The sequence below is a fragment of the Thermus kawarayensis JCM 12314 genome, assembly GCF_055393575.1.
In genome coordinates, this window is sequence record NZ_AP043757.1 from 235,846 (window position 1) to 254,611 (window position 18,766).

The following is an 18,766-nucleotide window of genomic DNA, read 5'->3' on the forward strand; positions in this document are numbered from 1 at the left end:
TGCGCACGCGAACGAGGGAAGAGGGCGAGTATGCAATTCAAAAGAGCAGCCTTCTGTATAGCAAAAACCCCCGATATGGCACCGAGGGTTTACATAAGGTGGCCTTCGCACTCGCTAGAGGGGGACTACCAGGCCCATGCCGTAGGGGGTCTTAGCCCCCACGCCGCTGAAGAAGGCTAGGGCGTGGAGGCGCCCCAGGGCCTCCCGGGCCTCGAGGCTCTGGCTCCAAAGCCTTAGGGTCATCTCACCCGTGAAACCCGGGAAAAAGCCCTTCCCCGCCTGTACCCGGTGGAAGCGCAGGTTGCGGAAACCCCCCACCTCGAGGTCCAACTCAAAAAGCTCCCGCAAGGCGGCCTCTTCCTTTGGGTTGTAAGCAAAGGGGCTGTGAGCCTGCCACTTGTCCAGGAGGGAGCCTGCGATAAGGCGGGGGTCGGGCAAAGGAGTGTAGCGGGTGCGCCCGCCCGGCTTAGAAGTGGCGAAGACCGTGGGGGTGAGGAAACGAAAGGCGGCCTTTTCCCGCTTGGGAGCCTCCTTGAGCTCCTCCCAGGAGGTGGCCCCGGCCAGGGGGTGCCCCTCGCGGGTAGCCAGGACCCGCGCCAGCCGGTAGGGATGATCCCCCAGGAGAAGCCCCTCCGTGGCCGCTTCCAGGAGGACCCGGAGAAAGGGGGCAAAAAGACCATCGTCCAGGGCGGTAAGGCGGAGCCTCAGGGTCCCCTTCAAGGTAGCCCCTTCGGAGCCAACCCTGGGAAGCGGCGCCAGGGTAAAGGGCTTGCGCGGAGCCTCGTGGAGCTTCCGGGCTAGCTCCGGGCTCACCCGGGAAAGCAGGGCAAAGAAGAGGCCGTGGGCATAGCGGGCGGGGTAAAGGGGGGATTTTTCCCCCACGAGCTCGAGGACCACGGCCTGAGGCATCAGTCCCCCTCTTCTTCCTCTTCCTCGGTTTCTTCGGCCGCCTCCCCCCTCTGGGCGGGCTCCGCCCAGGCCGACTCTCCCAGATACCAGAGAACCCGCTTTTCCCCACTCGTTACCTGATCGGTGTCCATAACGCCTTCCGGCGCATGGCCCGCATCCTTTTCCGGGGCGTAGAGAAGCTGGACCCGTTGGGGGTCGGGATGGCGAAGGCGCTGAAACACCTTGGGCAACTCCACGAAGCCCAGCTCTGCGTCGTATGGGTAGGGGTAGTCCAACACCAGCTCCCGCCCGTAAAGCTCCCCAGAGCGCAAGGGAACCTCTTCCCAGCGCCGGTTGCCCTCTTCTCCATCGGTCAAAAACCGCTCCACAACCCGGACGGGAGTAAGCTCCTCTTTCCGGCCAACAAGCCGGTCTATGGGAACCTCCACCTCGTCCTCCCCCTTGCGCAGGCGAACGCTGGGCGTCCAGCTTCGGGTAGCCACAAAGCCCTTGCGGTGGAGGGGCTCTTGGGTAAGGTCCAACCCGTAGACGTAATCCTGCAAAGCTTCAAAGAGGGTTTCCGCCCGAGGGTCCAGGTACCGGGGGTAGCGGATGGCCTGCCGAAGAGCCTCCTCCCCCCCTTGGGCCAGGTCTTGCCCGTGCAGTTTCTTCAGGAGTTCCAAGTAGCCCTCCGGTAGGCTCCCCAGGTAGTCGGGGTAGGTTTCCCCAACCACGTAGGCTTCCCCCTGGCCCCTTCCCCTCCGGTTCACCCTTCCCAGGCGCTGCAAGAGGTTTTCCGGCGGGCAGGGGGTCGTGATAAGGACCTCCGCGTCCAGGTCCACGCCCACTTCAATGGCGGGGGTGGTAATCAAGGTGTAGGGTTCCTTGACCTCGTCCCGGCGCTTGACCTCCCCAAAGACCCTTCTCCTTTGGCACTCCGCCAGGCGGCCATGGTAGAGGAAGACCCCCTCCCCTTTGAGCCCCTTGTAAAGCTCCGCCGCCTCCTTGACCTCCTCCAGAACTACCAGAACCCGCTTGCCCAGGTTGATTCGGATGATTTCCATGAGGTTGCCCCGGGGCATGTAGTGGAGTACCCGGCTCGGCCGCTTTTCCAGAGGGTGCTCCAGGGTGCCCTCGAGGAGCAGCTCCTCCCGGTACGTCCTGGGCATGGTGGCGCTCATCACCAGAAAGCGCACGCCCGCCTTGTACAAGGAGGCGATCAGGTGACGGAAGTTCACCCAGGCGGTGGCCTCGTAAAGGTGCACCTCGTCAAAGACGAAAAGCGTCCTCCGGTCGTGGATCCGCCGGGGGAAGGTGTAAGATTTGGCCCCCTCGGCGTAGCCGAAGTAGCGGTAGAGGAGCTTGTCCAAGGTGGTGAGGATGACATCGGCGTGGTAAAGGTGCCGCTCCTTGGTGGCCTCCTCCTGGCCATCTGGGCTAAAGCGAAAGCGCGCCTGGCGGTGGCCGGTATCCACCACCAAGACCTTGGGCCGCCCCTCCCCCTGGGCCAGGGTTTTGAGGTAGCGGCGAAAGCGCCCCTCCAAGTCGTCCACCAGGCTCCGCGTGGGCAGGGCGAGGACGAGCCGCTCCCCCCGGGCCAGGGCGGGGAAGGCTACGGCCTCGGTCTTCCCCGTTCCCGTGGGGGCGAGGAGGAGGTGGGCCGGACGGCCTTGGGCCACCTCGAAAACCTCCCGCTGAAAGGGAGTGGGCTTTAGGCCAAACCGGGTGTAGAAGGCCTCGGGGTCGTCCGTTTTCCTCGCCCCGCCCGCCCAGGGCCTGAGGCGCACCCGGCGCCTTTCCTCTTGGAAGGCCTCGGGCACCTTCCCCTCTTCCAAAGCTCCTACCAGGGCCCGCCCCCATCCCTCCACCACCTTGGCCTCCTCGCCCCGGTAGGGGTGGAAGTAGACCAGGAAGTCCAGGGCGACCTCGTCCACCTGGAAGGGCCAGGGGTCCAAGAGGAACTCGCCTTCGCCGTCAGGTAACAGGTCAAACTCCACGAAGGGCCGGACCTCCCCTGCCCGCCCCTCCCATAACCGCACCGCAAGCTCCGCCTCCAACTGGTCGGCCATCATGAGGAGGAAGAGGTCCTCGGGGAAGCGGTGGCCCAAGCCCTCCTCGAGGAAGTCCGCGGCCAGGTTCACCACCTCGCGGGTGGAGTAGTCATGATGGCCTCGGATAAGGGCCTGGGCGTAGGGGTCTCGGACGGCCTGGGCTACCCGGAAGCGGTGCCCGCGGAAGCTATAGATGAGCCCGCCCTTCCCGTCGGGAACGATGCGGAAGGTGAAGCGCTTTCCGTCATCGTGGTACTGCGCCGCAAGGAGGAGGCGCTCCTTGGTCTTTGGAGAAAGCGCTAAGGGCTCATCCCCTTCCCGCCACGACGTCAGGAGCTTGACCACAAGCCCCTGGTGGTTGGAAAGGGGCTGGAAGCCCACCTTGTCCTCTAGAAAGAAGACCCTCCCGATGCCCTCGCCCATAGGAACTCCACCAGATCCCAAGCGAAAAACCGCCCTTCCAAGGAAAAACCTTTGGCCGAGCCCCGCCCGTGGGGGAGGACAAAATAGGCCCCCTCGTACCCTATGACCGGACTGGGGTCAGGGCTTGCGGGGTCCGGGTCTTTGGCTTCCCCAAAGCGGAAGCGGTAGAGGGGGTAAGCCCCCTGGATGGCCCCGCCCCAGGTTTCCGCCCGCACGGGGGTGAAGGGCCCATCCCCCTCCTCGGGGCGGACCTCCAGGGGCTCGCCCACGGCCTCGAGGTAGGCGAAGCCCTCCTTGCCCAGCTTAGCCCCGTAGCCCACCAGGCCCTTGAGGCGCCGGAGGTCCTCCTCCTTCTCCGCCAAAACCGCCCCCAAAAACTCCTCGGCCAGCAGGTACTCCCAAGTGTGCAGCTGAAGGTCCCCTCCCTTAGGGGGCTTGCCTTCCCGGCGCAGGCGGGAAAACTCGCTGTGGGTGAAGGCCCTTGGCCCATGCCGATGGGTGCGGTGGACCCTCCACTCCCCCACGGGGTACGCCCCCAGGGGAAGGTACCGCCGTGGGAGGACGTAGAAGCGGGGAGTGTTCCCCTCCCTCTGGTCCGGGGGAAGGAGGCCCCTTTGAGCCCAGAAGAGCCGCCTTAGCCACCCCGAAAGGGTGGTGGGCGGGACAAAGGGGTAGGTGGCGATGTCCAGGATGGAGCCGGGAAGCACCCGGAAGGTGAGGGCCGAGGTGGGCTGGATCCTGAGGGCGATGGCGTACATGTCAGGAAGCGGAAGCCAGGGCCGGAAGGTCTTCCTCCACAAAAGCCTTGGCCAGCTTCTGAAGCGCCTCCAAGGCCGCCCTCCCCCGGTGGCGCTGGAAAAGGGCTTCTCCTTGGGGAGCATCCTCCGCCCGGCGCCGGAACTCCGCCAGGGCCTCCCCGGGGTCCTTAAGGGTGGGTGGGAGGACCACCCGCCGCCCCAGGGGGGCCTTGTAGCGGTCCAGGACCAGGTAGGGGCCGAAGGCCTCGTCCTCGTAGAGGTCCAGCCCCTTGGGGTTCCCCGCCCCGAGCCGGGGAAGGCTTTCCAGGAAGGCGTAGGCCACCGCCCGGAACTCCCTTTCGCTCGCGGCAAGGACGTGGTTGTACACGGGGAAGAGGAGGCCCGGAGCTCCGTACTGCCGCCTGAAGGGCTGGGGCTCCTCCCCCGACTCCCGCCTGAGGTCCGAGGGATGCATGGCCCGCTGCTTCTCCAAGGGCTCCAGGGCGGGTATGGCCACACCACCCCCATGGGTCAGCCGACCGATAAAGGTAGTGCGTTCCACGTTTCCACGCTTCTCGGTAACCAAGGCTCCATAGACCCGGCAGACGGGGCAGGTTTCCCGGCCACAGGTGTTGGGGATGCCGCAGTCCAGGAGGTCGGTGAGGTAAAGGTGCTGTCCATTCCGCTCCACGGGGGCGTAAAGGAGGGCCCGCCGCTCCACCCCGCGGCGCTTGGTGGGGGAAAGGTAAACCCGCTCGCTGCCGTCGGGGAGGCTTACGGTCTCAATGAGGTTCACGTTCACCTGGGTCTCGTGGCCGAAGTAGACCTCCTGGGGGGCGTAGAGCAGGGCGTAGATGTCCCAGTGGTAAAGGGCCTCGCCTTTGGGGGTGATTCCGCTCGCCATCCTAACCCTCCTTCTCCATCCGGATGTACTGGGGGAACCTCGAGGCCAAGCTCAGGCGGACCTCGTAGATAAACCCTTCCCAGGCCTTGCCCGGATAGCGCGCCGCCAGGTGCGTGTAAACCTGGTGGAGGTCGTCCTGGGAGACGGCCAGGAAGCGGCCCGAGCCTTCCTCCGCCTCCTGCACCCTGGCCCCCGCCTCCTGGAGGAGCCGCTTGGCCTCCTTGTAGAAGAAAGCCCCGCCCACCTCGTAAAGCCGGGCCTGGGTGCTGTCCAGGTGGTAGGCGGCCACGTACAGGAAGTCCCCGGGGCGCTCTAGGTTGTCCAGAAGCTTCACCACCGCCCGTTTGGCTTCCTGGGTGTTCCGGCCCACCTGGCCCTCCACGTACCCCACCCAGGCGCTGAGAAGCCCGGTGAGGCCGGCCACGTCCCGGAAGCGTTGGGAAAGCTCCACGTTTTCCTTCATGCCCACCTCCTTTTCCAAAAGGCCCGCATACCGCATCAGGCCATCCTCCAGCGAAAACCGATCGGCCACCCGGCCATAGCGCCGCGCCAAGGTGTACAGGGCGTGCCAGGGAAGGTCGCTCAGGGCGTAGCGCAGGGCTTCCCCCAGGGGGCGGTTGACCTTACCGCCCTCATCCGGCCGGGAGGCAAAGGCCCTTTGCAGGACGTGGGAAAGCCAGAGCGCTCTAGGGGGAAGGGGGATTTCTTGCGCGCCCTCCACAAGGTAGAAGGGAAAGCGCTCCAGGACCTTAGGGTTTGCCTCTTGCCCCAAGGCCTGGAGGGCGTAGACCACGCGGCCCAAGGCTTGGGCCAAGGGCTTTCCCCCCACCTGTGGGCTATTCAGGAGCAGGTAGCGCCCAGCCGCCACGTGCAGGGTCCCCGTAACCAGGAGGCGGGCGAAGTGCTTGGCCGCCTCCGGAGCCCCATAGCTTCCCACCCGCACCAAGACGCTCCCCTCCCCGGGTTTGATGGGGGAAAGGAGAGCAAGGGCGGCGCAGGAAGGGCAGACCCAGGGCTCTTCCTGGACGCTTCCGCTTTGCAGGCGCTGGCTCGGGCGGGCGAACACCAGCTTGCTGGCCTTGAGCTTGCCCTTATCCAGGGGGCGCCCGCACCCGTAACAGACATCGGCTTTATCCCCCGGCTCCCTTAGGTCCAAGGTAAAGGGGGTTTCGGAAACCGGAGGCGGCACCTCCACATCAGGGGACGAAAGGCTGAGGAGGCGGAGGAGCTCCTCGAGGATTTTGGTAAACTTGTCGCCCGCGGGGGTGTTGAGCTGCCCTTTGGCCAAAGGGCCGAAGCGCCCCAGGTACGGCTTAAGCCTCTGGATCGCCCCGGGAGCCTCAGGGCTTTCCGGGTCCAGCCACGTCCAAAGCCGCCCGGGGTCCTCCTTGGCCTGTTCCAGACCCTCCAGGGCCCACTGGGCGAGGGGAGGCTCGAGGGCCCGGAGCTCGTTCTCAAGGCGGGGCCTGTCCTTGGGCTTGGCCCTTTGCAACCGTTCCTCCAGCTTACGCCGCTTTTCGGCCCTTTCCTTCTCCTCTTGGACGATTTTTTTCCACTTCTTCCGAAGCGCCTCCCCGTATTTCCCAAGCTCCTTCTCCTGTTTCCGCCGCTGCTTTTCCAGCTCCCGGAGCTTCCTGGACCTCTCCGCACCCTCAGGAAGGCGGGAAACCTCCTCCTCTAGGCGGCGTATCTCCTGATCCCGCCAGGCTAGGCGCTCTTTGACGGAAAGCAGGTTGGCGAGGTACCAGGCGGCGAGGAAATCCCGGGCTTCCAGGGTGGGTACGGGCACCTTGGGGGCGCTGATGCCCTGCCCGGCTAGCCGCACGGAGTTCAGGAGGGGAAGAAGCCTGGCCGAAAGCCCTTCCAGGCTAAAGGCTGCCTCTATGTAGGCCTTCCAGGACCCCTCGAGGTCCAAGGGCGGGGCCTTAGGGCTGACGTACACCTTCACCCAGCCTGTACCCCGCTCCACCACGGGGTAACCCTGGGCCTCCAGGTGGTCCAGGAAGCCCTCGAGGGCCACCTCGTAGGCCGCCCGCATCTGGCGCTCACCGGGCAAGGGATGGAGGTACAGGAGCAGGTCCTTGCCCTTGGGAGAGAGGGCTTGCGAATCCCCAGGCGCCACACGCAGGTAGCGTATAAGCCGGGGCTCTATCCGCTCCAGGAAGGCCCCAAACTCCGGGTCGGCAAGCACCTCTTTATAGGCCAAAAGGGCTTCCCTAAAAGCCTCGCCGAAACGCACATCGGCCACAAGCCGCTTGGCCCTAGCCACGGTAGAAGCTTGCACCATTACCCGCTCCATCCTAACCCCAGGCCAGGTTAACCCAGCCCCGTCACCCCTTCCGGTGACAAAACGCCCTCGTTTGCCGCCACCGCCCCCTTCGCCCACGCCACCACCCGCCGCCTCAGCTCCTCGGGCTCCAGCACGGTGGCGTGGGGGCCGTAGCCCGCGATGAGGTGCACCAGGTCCTCGGAGAGGGGCACCTCCACCTGCCAGACCACGCTCCCGTCGGGGAGGTCCTCCACCACCTGGGTGGGGTGGCGGCGGGTCCGGCGGATGAAGCCCGCCTTCTCGGGACTAAAGCGCACCCGGACCCGCACGGGAGGGCCTTCCCCGGCAAAGGCCCGGAAGCGGCTTTGCGCATAGGCCCTCACGTCAAAGCGGGGCTTCCTAAAACGCTCGCGAGTAAGCCGGAGGTCCAGAATCTGGTCCAGCCTAAGGTCCTTCACGGGGTCGTGCCCCGCCCGCCGGGAGTTGTGGTTGGCCCCCACCAGGTAGAGGTGGGGGTCCCGGGCGATGAGGGCGTAGGGGTCAAAGCGGTAGGTCTTGACCTCCCCCTTGGCGTTCTTGTAAGTGACCTGGCAGGTCCGCCGCTCCCTGATGGCCCGCACCGCCCGCTCAAAAAGCCACTCAGGGTACTCGTCCACGAGCGGGGTGTAGACCACGGGTTCCTGCCACCCTTTCCCCGTGGAGGGGAGAGCTTTGAGGGCCAAGTGCTCCAAAGCCCTACTGGCCAAGGGGGTAAGGTGCGCCACCCGCTCCACCGCGGCCCTTAAGGCCTCGGCCTCCTCGAGGGTAAGGCGGAGGGTCACTTCCAAGGGAGCCTCGAGGCGCATCCACCCCGGGGGGACCTCGGGGTTTTCTCCATGGGTTTCCACCCACACCCCGAGGCTTTGGGCCTTGTCCCTCAAGCGGTAAACGCTCTGCCGCCTCACTCTGAGCCGGGCAGCGATCTCCCGCACGGGAAGCCCTTTGGAGTTTTCCCTAAGCAGGCGAAGGAAATCCGGTAGGCGGCTTTCCATAGGTTGGCCCCATTCTACCACAAACCCCTTCTTCCCTCAAAGGTCACCCGGCTTACCGCCCTTCCCCCAGAAGCGCCGCCATCTTTTAGACCAAGGGGCCCTTCCCATAGGAAAAGCCCGAGCTCTGAACGCGGGCCCGAGAGAGGGAAGCAGCCGTTAGGGGCATCCACGCGCCAGCTGGCCTCCTGGCTCGAGCGGGTACCCCGGACTTCCCCCACGTACACCCACCCAACGTCTAAAGAGGGCGTAGTGGGAACCGGAAAGAACTCCGCCCTGGTCGTGGAGGATAAAGCGCGTGGTCATAGCGTCATAGGGATAGTTCCGGTTCGTGGCCACACCTTCCCAGGTGCCGCTGGCGTTGTACCTACCACCGTTGCGGGCGGCCAGTCCCAAAACAAGAAGGGTCAAAGTGCACCGTAAGCGCAAGGCTCACCTCCAAAGCGCCAACCTAGAGGCTTTTGGTCACCCCTCTCGGTGACAGGCCGGCGTCACCTAAGGGCGTGACGCCCCTGGGGTAGGTCTAAGGCATGGGCCATGGGGAAGCCATGGAATACCTACCCCTCTCCAAGGTGAACACGGTGGTCTACTGCCCCCGGCGCTTCTATCTGGAGTACGTCCTGGGAGAGGTGCACACCAACCACCACCTGATCGAGGGCCACTACCTCCACACAAGGGCCTACACCGAGCCGGGGGAGGAGAGCGGGCTTTGGGTGTGGTCGGACCGGCTTGGGCTTCTTGGGGTGGTGGATCGGCTGGAGTGGCGGCGGGGGGAGGCCTGTCCCGTGGAGTACAAGCTGGGCCGGGCCAAGGAAGAGGCCTACCTCTCCGATGCCGTGCAGCTTGCCGCCCAGGCCCTTTGTCTCCGAGAATCCAGGGGTATTGAGGCCCAGAGGGGGTTCGTCTACTACCACAAAAGCCACACCCGCCGGGAAGTGGTTTTCACCCCGGAGCTCTTTCACGCCGTGGAGGCGGCTGTAGCCCGAATGCGGGCCCTTCTCCAAAGCCCTCGCCTCCCAAGGGTAGACGTTCCCCCCTCCAAGTGCGAGGGGTGTAGCGTGCGGGGCGCCTGCCAGCCCGAGCTGTGGCGGAAGGGAGGGGTGGGATGGGCGTAGTCTACATCCTGGAAAATGAAGCCTACCTTTCCAAGGAGGGGGGAACCCTCAAGGTGTCCCGGCGGGCTGGGCGGGAGGTGCTCCTGCAAAAACCCCTCATCACGGTGGAGGAGATCGTGATCCTGGGCAACGCGGTGGTAACCCCAGCCCTCCTCAAGCACTGCGCCCAAGAGGGCGTCGGTATCCACTACCTCTCCCCCACCGGGACCTACTACGCGGGCCTCACCCGTACCCTGTCCAAGAACGCTCCTGCTCGGGTAGCCCAGTTCAAAGCCCACCTGGAGCCTACGTGGAAGCTCACCCTGGCCCAGCGCTTCGTTTTGGGGAAGATCCGAAATGGCCTCGTCTTCCTAAGGCGCAATGGGGCCGAGGGCTGGGAAAGGCTCAAGGAAACTCTTCTAGAAGCCGAGCGCGCCCAAGATGAGGAGGCGCTAAGGGGCGCTGAGGGCCGGGCTGCCGACCTCTACTTCCGGGCCTTTGCGGAACTTTTGCCGGAGGGGTTCGCCTTTGGGGAGCGGAGCCGCCGCCCACCCCGGGACCCGGCCAACAGCCTTCTCTCCCTGGCCTACACCCTCCTCGCCAAGGAGTGTGAAAGCGCCCTCCTCGTGGCCGGGCTTGACCCTTATGTGGGCTACCTCCACGAGGTGCGCTACGGCCGCCCCTCGTTGGCGTTGGACCTGATGGAGGAGTTCCGGAGCGTCCTCGCGGACTCGGTGGTTCTAAGCCTTCTCAACAACCGCCGGGTGACCCTCGAGGACTTTGACGACAGCGAAGGTTTCCCCCGTCTACGGAAAGAGGCGTGGCCCAAGTTCTTGAGGGCTTGGGAAGAGCGACTAAACGAGCGGGTACAGCACCCCCTTCTGAGAAAGCGCCTGGCCTATCGCGAAATCCTCTTAGCCCAAGTCCGGATCCTGGTCAAGCACCTTTTAGGGGAGCTTCCCCGCTACGAGCCCTTTGCGGTGCGATGAGGGAACTGTACCTGGTCATCGCCTACGATACTCCTGACGACCGTCGCCGGGCGCGGCTTGCTAAGCTGCTAAAAGGCTTTGGTGAAAGGCGGCAGTACTCCGTGTTTGAAGCCCGATTGACCCGGGAGCAGTGGGCCCACCTCAAGGGCAAGCTGGAAGCCCTGGTCAACCAGGAGGAGGACGTTTTGGCGGTGTACTTCTTGCCCCCAGAGGCGGTGGGACGCACCTGGCGCATCGGCCACGAGGGGTTGAAGCGCCTTGAGGATCCCGACTTCGTCTAGCGAGCGCGAAGGCCACCTTATGCAAACTCCTGGTGTCAAACCGGGGGTTTCCGCTATCTGGAAGGTCTTTTCTTGGATGCGCATACCCACCTCCTCTCCCTCGTCGCGCTCGCACCGCTCTAGGACGGGGAAAACACCCTTTTCCCTCAAGCCTTCCTCCTACACGTTGACGCATAATCCTCCCGCGTGCGAAAATGGCCTCAAGATCCCCCGCCTGGAGCCGCTTTCTGGAGGGGGCCGTTGCAAAGCTTGTTAGCCTCGTAGAGGATTGAAACCGCCCATCATCCGCCCTCCCCCCATGCCTGAAGGCGGTTGCAAAGCTTGTTAGCCTCGTAGAGGATTGAAACATAACGCCTCCCGCAACGCGCCGAGGGCGCGGTAAAGGGGTTGCAAAGCTTGTTAGCCTCGTAGAGGATTGAAACAATCCCACCGACCGCACCTCGCATCATCTGGGTGACGTTGCAAAGCTTGTTAGCCTCGTAGAGGATTGAAACCGGAGGAGCGGTATGACCTGCTCGGCGCTAAAGCCGGTTGCAAAGCTTGTTAGCCTCGTAGAGGATTGAAACGCGGTGCGGGCCGCCCGGGAGCTCGGCCTCCTGGGGATGTTGCAAAGCTTGTTAGCCTCGTAGAGGATTGAAACTGACCAAGGAGGATGTGGGCGAGGGGGACTCCTTGAAGGTTGCAAAGCTTGTTAGCCTCGTAGAGGATTGAAACCGGGTTGCCGAAGCGGGTGGGCCTTCCCACGTAGACGTTGCAAAGCTTGTTAGCCTCGTAGAGGATTGAAACCCCCGACCTTGCCATGCGGTACTTGGGGGTGAACACCAGTTGCAAAGCTTGTTAGCCTCGTAGAGGATTGAAACACAAGCGACCCCACGGTTGAGTTTGCCCCACGCCCAGTTGCAAAGCTTGTTAGCCTCGTAGAGGATTGAAACATGGCAAGGCGGGCCGCCCTGCCTATGCCGTCCTTAGTTGCAAAGCTTGTTAGCCTCGTAGAGGATTGAAACCGGGACGCGGTCCTCCTGAAGCCCGGGAGGCTCACGGTTGCAAAGCTTGTTAGCCTCGTAGAGGATTGAAACCCACCACCGCCACGCCAGGGCGAAGACCTCCTGGGTGTTGCAAAGCTTGTTAGCCTCGTAGAGGATTGAAACAGGAGGGACCGCACCAAAAACCCCATCCCGGCCAGGGGTTGCAAAGCTTGTTAGCCTCGTAGAGGATTGAAACCCGGGATGTGGCGGAAATACGGGATCGCCTGGCCCGGAGTTGCAAAGCTTGTTAGCCTCGTAGAGGATTGAAACCAGGACGTCTTTCCACTCCATCAGCAGACCACCCCCGTTGCAAAGCTTGTTAGCCTCGTAGAGGATTGAAACAAGGAGCTTCGGGAGCGGGTGGAGGCGCTGGAGGTGGTTGCAAAGCTTGTTAGCCTCGTAGAGGATTGAAACTGGGAGGACGCCCAGAAGGGAGCTACCGCCGCCGTGGGTTGCAAAGCTTGTTAGCCTCGTAGAGGATTGAAACGAATAGGCCTAAGGTGGGAAACCTGCCCCCGGAGGAAGTTGCAAAGCTTGTTAGCCTCGTAGAGGATTGAAACGAATAGGCCTAAGGTGGGAAACCTGCCCCCGGAGGAAGTTGCAAAGCTTGTTAGCCTCGTAGAGGATTGAAACCCGGACCGCTCCACGGAACCCGTGGGGAGCTTCGCGTTGCAAAGCTTGTTAGCCTCGTAGAGGATTGAAACATCGCTGAGGGGAATGTGGAAGGCATCCTGGCGGCCACCGGTTGCAAAGCTTGTTAGCCTCGTAGAGGATTGAAACTCGAGGAGGTCCTGGCGCATGGCGGGGGCCTTGCGGGCAGGTTGCAAAGCTTGTTAGCCTCGTAGAGGATTGAAACGTGGAGCTCGTGCTCCCGGACAGGGCGGACACCAGAGTTGCAAAGCTTGTTAGCCTCGTAGAGGATTGAAACGCGGTCAGCCCCTCCTGGATGCCCTGGGCTATCTCGCGTTGCAAAGCTTGTTAGCCTCGTAGAGGATTGAAACAGGGGTTGGAGGAGCCCGTAAGCCCGGGCCTGCCAGAGTTGCAAAGCTTGTTAGCCTCGTAGAGGATTGAAACCAGGACGTTTTTCCACTCCATCAGCAGACCACCCCCGTTGCAAAGCTTGTTAGCCTCGTAGAGGATTGAAACAAGGAGCTTCGGGAGCGGGTGGAGGCGCTGGAGGTGGTTGCAAAGCTTGTTAGCCTCGTAGAGGATTGAAACTGACCAAGGAGGATGTGGGCGAGGGGGACTCCTTGAAGGTTGCAAAGCTTGTTAGCCTCGTAGAGGATTGAAACCGGGTTGCCGAAGCGGGTGGGCCTTCCCACGTAGACGTTGCAAAGCTTGTTAGCCTCGTAGAGGATTGAAACCCCCGACCTTGCCATGCGGTACTTGGGGGTGAACACCAGTTGCAAAGCTTGTTAGCCTCGTAGAGGATTGAAACACAAGCGACCCCACGGTTGAGTTTGCCCCACGCCCAGTTGCAAAGCTTGTTAGCCTCGTAGAGGATTGAAACATGGCAAGGCGGGCCGCCCTGCCTATGCCGTCCTTAGTTGCAAAGCTTGTTAGCCTCGTAGAGGATTGAAACCGGGACGCGGTCCTCCTGAAGCCCGGGAGGCTCACGGTTGCAAAGCTTGTTAGCCTCGTAGAGGATTGAAACCCACCACCGCCACGCCAGGGCGAAGACCTCCTGGGTGTTGCAAAGCTTGTTAGCCTCGTAGAGGATTGAAACAGGAGGGACCGCACCAAAAACCCCATCCCGGCCAGGGGTTGCAAAGCTTGTTAGCCTCGTAGAGGATTGAAACCAGGCGGTTTTGAGCGCCAGCGTAGCCCGAGAGGAGTTGCAAAGCTTGTTAGCCTCGTAGAGGATTGAAACCCAGCAGAGCCTGCCAGGGGATGGGCAGTATGCGTTTTCCTCTTCTCATCTCTCCTCTTGCTGTGAGTTCTGGACGGCAGAAACCCCGAAAAACCCCCGTTATTCGCCCCACGCATATTCCAGACTTCATCTTTCTCACAAACCTCCCCTCCCGGAACCCCGTCCAGGACGAAGTTCTCAATGGGGTAGAGTTGCAAACCACTTAGCCCCGTAAGGGGATTGATACTGTCTTGAACGTCAAGCCACCCCCTGGGCCCACCGACCGGCGTAGTACTCCCTGAGCCTCCCCATCATCCGCCTGAGGAGCTTGTGGGCCACAGCCACCAAGGCCTGCTTCTTCCTCTTTCCCCGCGAGAGCAGGCGGTGGTAGAAGGCCCGCATCTCCGGGTCGTGCCGCACCGCCACCAGGGCCCCCATGTAAAGCTTCCGCCGCAAGAGAGGAGGCCCTTTCCTGGAGAGCCGGCTCCTCTCCACGCTCTTCCCCGACTCCTCCCGCTCGGGAATGAGCCCCGCGTAGGAGGCCGCCGCCTTCGCCCGGCCCCAGAGCTCCGGGGGCAGGAGGGCCAGCACCGCCGCCGCCACCTGGGGCCCCACCCCGGGCAGGCCCATCAGCACCTCCGCCTCAGGGAGGGTGGCCAGGAGGGCCTGGACCCTGGCCTCCACCTCCCCAAGGAGCCCCCTCACGCAGGCCAGCTCCCTCTGGAGGAGGGCGAGGACCCCCTCACTCCCCGCCCACTCCACCGCCTCCATCTGGTTCAGGATGGCCCGCTCCCGCCCGGCTAAGTCCTCCCGGTAGCCCACCAGGGCCCTGAGCTCCCGGAGGGCTTCTGGGGGGAGGGTGTAGGCCCGGAGCTCGGCGTGGTAGACCCGGGCGTAGCGGGGGAGGGGGAGGGCGTCGTGGCGGTCGGTCCCGTGGCGCTCCTCCGCGGCCCTGCGGAGGGAGGATGAACGGTAACAAAGCTTGGCACAAGACGGCTCCAACCCTCAACCACACGAGCATGAGCCGATAGGTGCGAGGAAAATCAAGTTGTAGTCCAGGTTACCGGGAAGTTTCGGAATAATCTGAATTGATTCCGGTTTATCCTGCGGTGATGTTGACTTCCCTTAGTTGATCATTAAGAAGATCTTTTGAATAAATGATGATCATCAACAGGGGGCGGGGGCCGGGGCAGGCCAGGCCCGTGGGGGACGCAAATGGGCTCTGCGAACTCCCCAAGTCTTCCGATAGAACTCCCCAAGTCTTCCGATACCAACTCCCCAAGTCTTCCGATACCCCAAGGCCCCAACTCCCCAAGTCTTCCGATAGAACTCCCCAAGTCTTCCGATATCAACTCCCCAAGTCTTCCGATAGGGGGGAGGCGCAAACTCCCCAAGTCTTCCGATACCCCAAGGCCCCAACTCCCCAAGTCTTCCGATACCGGGGCAGGGGCTAAAAGGCCCTTCGGGATGGCCTTTTCTGGCAGGGAACCCCTCGGGGCCTAGGGCCACGCCCCAAGTCTTCCGATACCTACTCCCCCAAGCGATTCCGGAAGGAGTCCAGCCACTCCTCCAGGGTTCCCCTGGCCGAGGCCTCTTTCAGCTCCTCCACCAGGGCTTTGGGGTCCAGGACGTCTTCCTCCATGAGGCGGGCCAGGTCCTCCAGCTCTCCCACGCTCACCCGGGAGCGCAGGACCAGCTGGGCCACCTGCAGGGCACGGCGCACCCGGGCGTCCTTGGGCAGGCTCTGCCACTCCCGCTCCGCCTCCTCCTCCACCCGCCTGGCCTCCTCCTCCTCCAGGCGGGCCTGGGTCCTGCGAGCGTTAGGGGAAGGGAGGGCCTGGGCGTACTTGCCGCTCTCGTCCCGGATCACATCCACAAGGAAGCCCAGGCGATTTTTGGGCTTGTAGCCCGAGGCCAGGATGGCCCTGAAACGCTCCACCCGCGCCCGGATGTGCTCCAGGGAGTAGCGGCGGGCCAGGGAGTAGGCGGAGGTGAAGGAAAGCCCCTCGGCCATCAGGAGCTCCACCGCTTCCGCGTCGGGGACGGAGCCCGCTTCCTCGCCGAAGACGTAGACCACGGTTTGGTTCTGGCCCCGGCCCACGTACTCCACCGACTGGAGGTAGCGCCGCTCCAGAAGCTCCTGGTGGGCGGGCTCGAGGGTGCGCCGCACCTTGTCGGGCCGCTTGTGGACGATCTTGCAGGCGGCGGCCCACTCCATGAGGTTCACCTCAAACCGGGGTAGGGGAGAGGGGTTCTCCGGGGAGAAGCGCTGGGCGTCCAGAAGGCGGTAGAGGGCCCGGCTCAGGGGCCTTCTCAGGCTGGCCATGAACTCTATGTCTATGGGCTTCACGTACTGGTTCTTCAGGGAGCGGACGATCTCCTTGGCCAGGGTGATGCGGAGGACGCTGGAACGGTCCAGCTTTCCCTGGGGCGAGCTGGTGTACTCCAGCTTCTCTATGTAGCGAAAGGTGACGCTCTGCCAGCGCCCGTTCTCCCGCCAGGCCTCGGAAAGGACGTAGGTGGCGGTGGTAAGGCGCATCAGGCTCTCCTTGAGGGCGTTGTAGTAGTAGCCCGAGGTGTCCAGGCCCATGAGCTTGAGGATCTGGTAGGGGGTGGCGGTGAAGGTGCCGTCCTCGGGGCTGCCGGCGTTGAAGTAGAGGGCGATGAGGGCCAGGGAGACCTCGTTGTCCAGGCCGTGGGGCACGCCCCCCACCTTCTCGCTGGCGTAGCAGGCCAACTTCACGGGCTTCCCCAGAAACTCAAACTCCTCCTCCCAGGAGGCGTAGCCCTCGGGGATGCGCTCCTGGATGGAGATGAGGCCCAGGCGGGCCACGTTGGCCTCGTCAAAGTGGCGGGGCTTGGCCAGGGTGGGCTTGGGTGGGTCCTTCTTGGAGGCCATCCTGCCCCCCAGTCTAGCGCGGGCGGGAGGGGCCTAGGGCTCGCTGAAGCCTAGGGTCACCAGGAAGCCCTCCCCCTCCTCCACCGCCTGTAGGCTCCCCCCCTGGGCCTGGGCCAGGGCCTTGGCCAGCCGCAGGCCGAGGCCCGTGCCCGGTTCGGGGTGGCTGGGGGCGTTGTGTACCCAGAGGTGGCTCCCCCTCACCCCCACCCGCACGCTTCCTCCTTTGGCGGTGTGCCGCAGGGCGTTTTCCAGCAGGGCCACCACTATCGCCCCGAGGGCCTGGGGGTTGGCCAGGACGCGGGTGGGTTCTTCGGGGAGGTCCACCAGTAGCCGCAACCCCCTGGCCTGGAAGGCCGGGCGCAGGGCCTCGGCCTCGGTGAAGACCAGGGTGTCCAGCTCCACCGGGGCCCGCGCCAAGGCGTCCACCTCCGCCCGGGCCAGCAGGAGGAGCTGTTCCACCAGCTCCCGCAGACGCTCGGCCTGGGTTCGGGCCTCCTCCAGGCGCCCCCGCTCCAGGTGGCCCAGGAGCACGGTCAGGGGGGTGCGCAGGGCGTGGGCGGCCTCCTGGGCGAAGCGTCGCTCGGAGGCCAGGGCTTGCTCCAGGACCTCCAGAACCCGGTTGAAGGCCTGCACCACCTTCCCCACCTCGTCCGGGTTAGGGGGGGTGGGCAGCCGGTGGCTCCAGGCCTGCTCTTTCGCCAGGGCTAAGGCGGCCCGGGTGGTCCGGGCCAGGGGGACCAGGGCCTGGGTGGCGAGCCCCAGGGCCAGGAGCACCGCCACCCCACCTCCCAGGAGAAGGACCCAGGGCAGCAGCCGGTCCAGGAGGGCCACCACCTGGCGCATCCCTTCCAGCCGGCGCGCCGCCAACACCCGGACCCCGCCCACCGGTTGTTCCCGTATGAGGTAGCCCTCGGCCTTCCCCTGGGCCAAGGCCTCCAGCTCCCCCGGGGAAGGGAGCAGGCCCGCCGCGTCCTGGACCCCTTCCGGGCCCACCACCAGCACGAGGGTGTCCGGCTTCAGGGAGGAGAAAAGCGCCCCGTCCAGGTCCAGGCGCAGCGTCCCTTCCTCGTCGGGAAGCAGGCGCGGAACCACCGCCTGGAGCAGGGCCCTGAGCTCCCGGTCGGCCTGGCTCAAGAGAAAGGCCCGCAGACCCTCCCTGAGGGCCAGGGCCGAGACCCCCAGGGCCAGGGCTACCGCGAGGGCGGCGTAGAGGGCGAAGCGGGTGCGCAGGCTCATCCCAGGAAGCGGTACCCCAGCCCGCGCACGGTCTCGATGGCATCGGGGGCCAGTTTGCGGCGAAGGTACTTGATGTAGGTGTCCACGGTGCGCGGGTCCACGCTCTCCTCCCCGCTCCAGACCTTTTCCACCAGGTACTCCCGGGGGCAAAACCCCTCCCCCCGCAGGGCCAGGGCTTCCAGGAGGGCGTACTCGCGGGCGGATAGCCGCACCTCCTGGCCCTGCCAGAAGGCCCGGCGCCCCTCTATGTCCAGCTCCAGGCGCCCCAGGCGCAGCCAGTTCTCGGCCAGGCCCCGGCTTCGCCGCAGGAGGGCTCGAGCCCGGGCCACCACCTCCTGCGGGTAGAAGGGCTTGACCAGGTAGTCGTCGGCCCCCTGTTCCAGCCCCAGGACCCGGGCCTCCGGGGCGTCCCGGGCGGTGAGGATGAGCACGGGCAGGGACATCTTCCGCAGGCGGACGGAGCGGAGGACCTCGAGGCCGTCCCCGTCGGGCAGGGCCAGGTCCAGTACCAGAAGGTCGTAGGGAAAGCCTTCCAGAAGTCCCAAGGCCTCGGCGACCCCGGTGGCCTCGTCCACGGCCCAGCCCGCTTCCTCCAGGACCTCCCGCAGGAGGCGGAGCACCTCCGGTTCGTCCTCCACCAGGAGGAGCCTCACCGCCGGAGCACCTCCTTTCCCGTGGCCGCCTCCAGCCAGACCTCGCCGAAAGGCCCCTTGGCCTCCCAGACCAAGACCCCCTCCTTGGGCTTGGGCTTCAGCTCCAGCTTCCAGGGCTCCCCGTATCGGGCCCGCACCAGCCCCAGGGCCTTGGGAAAGGGGATGTGGGGCTCGGCCAGGTGCTTGGGCGGCTTCTTGGGCCGGTACAGCACCACCCGCCGGCTACCGGCCTCCAGCCAGACCTCCACCCCGGGCAGTTGAAACTCGTAGACCAGCCACCCCTCTTTCCGCTTTAGGCCGTACTCAAACTTGTAGATTTGCTCCAAGTTACCCTGGCCCAGGTACGCCCTGACCACACCGAAAGCCTCTTCGGGGCTGAGGGGGCGGGGTGCTTGCCCCCAGGCCCAGGCGGAGAGGAGGAGAAGGGCAAGCACCACACC

The 18,766-nt window shown here is 64.5% G+C and carries 13 protein-coding genes, 1 pseudogene and 1 CRISPR repeat array; of the genes and pseudogenes, 3 read left to right on the forward strand and 11 right to left on the reverse strand.

Annotation, left to right across the window (positions count from 1 at the left end):
* Window positions 1-114: 114 nt before the first annotated feature.
* From cas6 to ACZ5RK_RS12445, 6 genes are read right to left on the reverse strand one after another with little or no spacing between them, the layout of a single operon-like run.
* The gene (cas6, locus tag ACZ5RK_RS12420; protein ID WP_464910279.1) at window positions 115-909 is read right to left on the reverse strand and encodes a CRISPR-associated endoribonuclease Cas6; all 795 of its coding nucleotides are present in this window, start codon (window positions 907-909) and stop codon (window positions 115-117) included.
* Window positions 909-3,362, reverse strand: coding sequence for a CRISPR-associated helicase Cas3' (gene cas3, locus ACZ5RK_RS12425; RefSeq protein WP_464910280.1), 2,454 nt, complete (start codon window positions 3,360-3,362; stop codon window positions 909-911). The genes cas6 and cas3 overlap by 1 nt, the downstream gene beginning before the upstream one ends.
* Complete coding sequence (locus ACZ5RK_RS12430) at window positions 3,329-4,120, reverse strand: hypothetical protein (protein WP_464910281.1); 792 nt, start codon at window positions 4,118-4,120, stop codon at window positions 3,329-3,331. The genes cas3 and ACZ5RK_RS12430 overlap by 34 nt, the downstream gene beginning before the upstream one ends.
* Window position 4,121: 1 nt before the next feature.
* Window positions 4,122-5,003 carry a hypothetical protein gene (locus tag ACZ5RK_RS12435; RefSeq protein WP_464910282.1) on the reverse strand — a complete coding sequence of 294 codons (882 nt, stop codon included), beginning with the start codon at window positions 5,001-5,003 and terminating at the stop codon, window positions 4,122-4,124.
* Between the two features lies 1 nt (window position 5,004).
* Window positions 5,005-7,272 carry a hypothetical protein gene (locus tag ACZ5RK_RS12440; RefSeq protein WP_464910283.1) on the reverse strand — a complete coding sequence of 756 codons (2,268 nt, stop codon included), beginning with the start codon at window positions 7,270-7,272 and terminating at the stop codon, window positions 5,005-5,007.
* A gap of 47 nt (window positions 7,273-7,319) precedes the next feature.
* Window positions 7,320-8,303, reverse strand: a complete 984-nt coding sequence (locus ACZ5RK_RS12445) for a helix-turn-helix transcriptional regulator (protein WP_054647074.1) — start codon at window positions 8,301-8,303, stop codon at window positions 7,320-7,322.
* 545 nt (window positions 8,304-8,848) lie between these two features.
* On the opposite strand from ACZ5RK_RS12445, the gene cas4 reads away from it, so the two are divergent.
* The 3 genes from cas4 to cas2 are packed head-to-tail and all read left to right on the forward strand — an operon-like array spanning window position 8,849 to window position 10,664.
* Window positions 8,849-9,415, forward strand: a complete 567-nt coding sequence (cas4, locus tag ACZ5RK_RS12450; RefSeq protein ID WP_464910284.1) for a CRISPR-associated protein Cas4 — start codon at window positions 8,849-8,851, stop codon at window positions 9,413-9,415.
* Window positions 9,406-10,383 (forward strand): CRISPR-associated endonuclease Cas1, encoded by a 978-nt coding sequence (gene cas1 / locus ACZ5RK_RS12455; RefSeq protein ID WP_054647076.1) that lies wholly within the window; start codon window positions 9,406-9,408, stop codon window positions 10,381-10,383. The genes cas4 and cas1 overlap by 10 nt, the downstream gene beginning before the upstream one ends.
* Complete coding sequence (cas2, locus tag ACZ5RK_RS12460; RefSeq protein WP_464910285.1) at window positions 10,380-10,664, forward strand: CRISPR-associated endonuclease Cas2; 285 nt, start codon at window positions 10,380-10,382, stop codon at window positions 10,662-10,664. Before cas1 ends, cas2 begins: the two co-directional genes overlap by 4 nt.
* A gap of 239 nt (window positions 10,665-10,903) precedes the next feature.
* A CRISPR array of direct repeats spans window positions 10,904-13,559; the repeat unit is 36 nt; unit sequence GTTGCAAAGCTTGTTAGCCTCGTAGAGGATTGAAAC.
* Window positions 13,560-13,796: 237 nt separating this feature from the next.
* Here the strand turns inward: cas2 and ACZ5RK_RS12465 are convergent.
* The 5 genes and pseudogenes from ACZ5RK_RS12465 to ACZ5RK_RS12485 all read right to left on the reverse strand — a co-directional run.
* A pseudogene (locus ACZ5RK_RS12465) lies at window positions 13,797-14,489 on the reverse strand (transposase); the annotation flags it as partial.
* A gap of 577 nt (window positions 14,490-15,066) precedes the next feature.
* Entirely contained in the window at window positions 15,067-16,437 is a 1,371-nt protein-coding gene (locus tag ACZ5RK_RS12470) for a replication initiator protein A (protein ID WP_464910286.1), read from the reverse strand.
* Between the two features lie 33 nt (window positions 16,438-16,470).
* A complete protein-coding gene (locus ACZ5RK_RS12475; RefSeq protein ID WP_464910287.1) occupies window positions 16,471-17,673 on the reverse strand; it encodes a sensor histidine kinase in 1,203 nt (400 codons plus the stop codon).
* A complete protein-coding gene (locus ACZ5RK_RS12480; RefSeq protein ID WP_464910288.1) occupies window positions 17,670-18,326 on the reverse strand; it encodes a response regulator transcription factor in 657 nt (218 codons plus the stop codon). Before ACZ5RK_RS12480 ends, ACZ5RK_RS12475 begins: the two co-directional genes overlap by 4 nt.
* The gene (locus ACZ5RK_RS12485; protein WP_464910289.1) at window positions 18,323-18,763 is read right to left on the reverse strand and encodes a hypothetical protein; all 441 of its coding nucleotides are present in this window, start codon (window positions 18,761-18,763) and stop codon (window positions 18,323-18,325) included. Before ACZ5RK_RS12485 ends, ACZ5RK_RS12480 begins: the two co-directional genes overlap by 4 nt.
* Window positions 18,764-18,766 lie beyond the last annotated feature (3 nt).

Coding starts and splice junctions, on each gene's coding strand:
- cas6 (WP_464910279.1), bottom strand. CDS start 909: ATGCCTCAGGCCGTGGTCCTCGAGCTCGTGGGGGAAAAATCCCCCCTT.
- cas3 (WP_464910280.1), bottom strand. CDS start 3,362: ATGGGCGAGGGCATCGGGAGGGTCTTCTTTCTAGAGGACAAGGTGGGC.
- ACZ5RK_RS12430 (WP_464910281.1), bottom strand. CDS start 4,120: ATGTACGCCATCGCCCTCAGGATCCAGCCCACCTCGGCCCTCACCTTC.
- ACZ5RK_RS12435 (WP_464910282.1), bottom strand. CDS start 5,003: ATGGCGAGCGGAATCACCCCCAAAGGCGAGGCCCTTTACCACTGGGAC.
- ACZ5RK_RS12445 (WP_054647074.1), bottom strand. CDS start 8,303: ATGGAAAGCCGCCTACCGGATTTCCTTCGCCTGCTTAGGGAAAACTCC.
- cas4 (WP_464910284.1), top strand. CDS start 8,849: ATGGAATACCTACCCCTCTCCAAGGTGAACACGGTGGTCTACTGCCCC.
- cas1 (WP_054647076.1), top strand. CDS start 9,406: ATGGGCGTAGTCTACATCCTGGAAAATGAAGCCTACCTTTCCAAGGAG.
- cas2 (WP_464910285.1), top strand. CDS start 10,380: ATGAGGGAACTGTACCTGGTCATCGCCTACGATACTCCTGACGACCGT.
- ACZ5RK_RS12470 (WP_464910286.1), bottom strand. CDS start 16,437: ATGGCCTCCAAGAAGGACCCACCCAAGCCCACCCTGGCCAAGCCCCGC.
- ACZ5RK_RS12475 (WP_464910287.1), bottom strand. CDS start 17,673: ATGAGCCTGCGCACCCGCTTCGCCCTCTACGCCGCCCTCGCGGTAGCC.